Origin of the sequence: Pseudomonas sp. PS01299 (assembly GCF_029960145.1) — a bacterium.
In the GTDB taxonomy this organism is placed as follows: Bacteria; Pseudomonadota; Gammaproteobacteria; order Pseudomonadales; family Pseudomonadaceae; genus Aquipseudomonas; species Aquipseudomonas putida_A.
On record NZ_JASCPO010000419.1, the window covers coordinates 1 to 2,704 of the forward strand.

General features: G+C 60.3%; 3 protein-coding genes. 1 reads left to right on the forward strand and 2 read right to left on the reverse strand.

What is annotated here, in order from left to right; genetic code table 11:
• Positions 1-79: 79 nt before the first annotated feature.
• Positions 80-718 (reverse strand): Pr6Pr family membrane protein, encoded by a 639-nt coding sequence (locus QMX91_RS30525; protein WP_282413858.1) that lies wholly within the window; start codon positions 716-718, stop codon positions 80-82.
• Position 719: 1 nt separating this feature from the next.
• The gene (locus QMX91_RS30530; RefSeq protein ID WP_027612109.1) at positions 720-950 is read right to left on the reverse strand and encodes a VF530 family protein; all 231 of its coding nucleotides are present in this window, start codon (positions 948-950) and stop codon (positions 720-722) included.
• A 300-nt stretch (positions 951-1,250) separates the two neighbouring features.
• Here QMX91_RS30530 and QMX91_RS30535 point away from each other — a divergent pair, with 300 nt between their 5' ends.
• Positions 1,251-2,612, forward strand: coding sequence for a carbohydrate porin (locus tag QMX91_RS30535; RefSeq protein WP_098965447.1), 1,362 nt, complete (start codon positions 1,251-1,253; stop codon positions 2,610-2,612).
• The last annotated feature ends 92 nt before the right edge of the window (positions 2,613-2,704 follow it).

Genomic DNA, 2,704 nt, shown 5'->3' on the forward strand with positions numbered 1-2,704 from the left:
GCTAATGGGGTCTATCATTCAACCATGATGTTGACTGACCTGACGCCTTCGCGAGCAAGCCCGCTCCCACATTGACCTTTTAACTTCGTCCTGACTGCCAGCGGTCGATCCCGATCACCAGCAAGCCAATCAGCACAAACCCCACCATTATCCCCCCGGCATTGATGAACACCTGTGCATAACCCAGCAGCGCCACATCAATGAACGGATACGCATACGCGCCAAGCAGATGCCCGCGCAGCAACGCGTAAATGAAATACACCAACGGGTAAATCAGCCACAGCGGCAGGTGCCACAGGCGCAGGGTGCCTTTGGGCACGCAGCACCACCAATAGCCGAGAAACAGCAGCGGCATCACGTCATGCAGCAATTCATCGGCGACAAACTGCCAGCCTTCCGGGTGCCACAAATGCCGCAGCAAAATGCTATAGGCCAGGCCGACCACCGCGATGCTGACCGCAATCCCGCTGCTGACCCACGGCTGGAGAAACCAGCGCTGCGCAGCGGATTCACGCCGGGTGACCGCGCAGGTCAGCACCGTTGCCACCAGGGTGTTGGTCAACACCGTGAAGTAACTGAAGAAACCCACCAGCCCCCCCAACAGGCTGGCATCGACACTCAGTCGCGCGAGGAAAATCAGGTACAGCTGAGTACTCAGCCCGACCCAGCCGAGGCTGGCGATGACAGTGATCAGGCGTCGCCGCGCAACGGCGTCCATCTCAGACCGGTCGCTTGGTGCGCATCAGTTTCACGTACAAGCGCTCGACCTTTTCCCGCGCCCACGGGGTTTTGCGCAGGAAGGTCAGGCTCGACTTGATGCTCGGATCGCTCTTGAAGCAACGGATATCGATGCGCTCGGCCAACCCTGACCACTCGTAATGCGCCACCAGCGCATTGAGGATCTGTTCGAGGGTTACGCCATGCAGCGGATCGGGAGTGTGGTCGTTCATGCCAAGCCTTTGGACGGAGTGAAAATGCACAAGCCGCGCACCTTAGCCGAGGGGCCGGTCAGGTGGAAGGCCTTGGATCAAATGTAGGCCAACCCGAGAAGATCGCAGCCTGCAGCCATCGCCACAATGCGCCCGTTTGCCGCACTGTTACCGAATCAGAAATGCTGCATGTCTGCAAAAGCCCTTTGTCTTTTTGTTACAGATCATTATCCTGCCGCCCTTCAGCTGAATCGCTTCACTGCCTGCGTCAAATTGAAGCGCTCGGTTTACCCCCGTAAAACACCAAAAAAAGACTGACCCATGCCTGATTTTTCCTTCTCCCGAGACAGCGCTATCTCAGCCCTGCGCCTGCTCGGCGGCTGCACCGCGCTCGGCTTCGCCACCTACGCCCAGGCGGCTCCCGCCTTCGACAGCGACTCACCGTGGATGCTCGGTGACTGGAACGGCACGCGTACCGAACTCGCGGAAAAAGGCTACGACTTCAAACTCGACTACACCGGCGAAATGGGCAGCAACCTGCACGGCGGCTACGACCACGATCGCACCGCGCGTTACAGCGACCAGTTCGGTCTGGGCACGCACCTGGACCTGCAAAAAATCCTTGGCTGGGACGACGCCGAGTTTCAGCTGACCATCACCAAGCGCAGTGGCAACAACATCAGCAACGACCGGATCAACGATCCACGCGTTGGCGGCTTCACCTCGGCCCAGGAAGTCTGGGGCCGTGGCCAGACCACGCGCCTGACGCAGATGTGGTACCAGCAGAAATTCTTCGACCAGAAGCTCGACATCAAGGTCGGCCGCTTTGGTGAAGGCGAAGACTTCAACAGCTTCCCGTGCGACTTCCAGAACCTGGCCTTCTGCGGCTCGCAGGTCGGCAACTGGGTCGGCGGCATCTGGTACAACTGGCCGGTCAGCCAATGGGCGCTGCGGGTCAAATATCACCTGACCCCAGAGCTGTACGCGCAGGTCGGCGCCTACGAGCAGAACCCGTCAAACCTCGATCGCGGCAACGGCTTCAAACTCAGCGGCAGCGGTACCCAAGGCGCCGTGTTGCCGGTGGAACTGGTGTGGACGCCGAAGCTCAACGGCCTGCCGGGCGAATACCGTGCCGGTTACTACTACAGCAGCGCCAAGGCCTCTGACGTCTATAAAGACCAGAACGGCCAGCCCGCCGCACTGAGCGGCGAAGCCTACCGCAGCGCGTCGAGCAAGCACGGCGTGTGGTTCGGTGCGCAGCAGCAAGTCACCAGCCTCGCCAGCGACCACTCGCGCGGCTTGAGCGTGTTTGCCAACGCGACGATGCACGACAAGAAAACCAACGCGATCGACAACTACGTGCAGGCCGGCGTGGTCTACAAAGGCCCGTTCGATGCCCGCGCCAAAGACGACATCGGTTTCGCCCTGGCCCGCGTCCACGTCAACCCGGCCTTTCGCAAAAACGCCGAAGCGAGCAATCAGGCGCACGCCGTCTACGACTATGACGACCCGTCCTTCCTGCCGCCGCAGGACACCGAATACAGCGCCGAACTGTATTACGGCGTGCACGTTGCCAACTGGCTGACCGTGCGCCCGAACCTGCAATACATCCGCCATCCGGGCGGCGTGAACGAGGTCGATGACGCACTGATCGCGGGGATCAAGATCCAGTCCTCGTTCTAAAGATTTACGCAAATCCCCAAGGTGGGAGCGGGCTTGCTCGCGAAAGCGGCGTGTCAGTCGATGCATCAGCCTTCTGACACACCGCTTTCGCG

What these genes read in the sequence shown, in the direction of transcription:
- QMX91_RS30530 (WP_027612109.1), bottom strand. Translation starts at nt 950, where the DNA reads ATGAACGACCACACTCCCGATCCGCTGCATGGCGTAACCCTCGAACAG.
- QMX91_RS30535 (WP_098965447.1), top strand. Translation starts at nt 1,251, where the DNA reads ATGCCTGATTTTTCCTTCTCCCGAGACAGCGCTATCTCAGCCCTGCGC.
- QMX91_RS30525 (WP_282413858.1), bottom strand. Translation starts at nt 718, where the DNA reads ATGGACGCCGTTGCGCGGCGACGCCTGATCACTGTCATCGCCAGCCTC.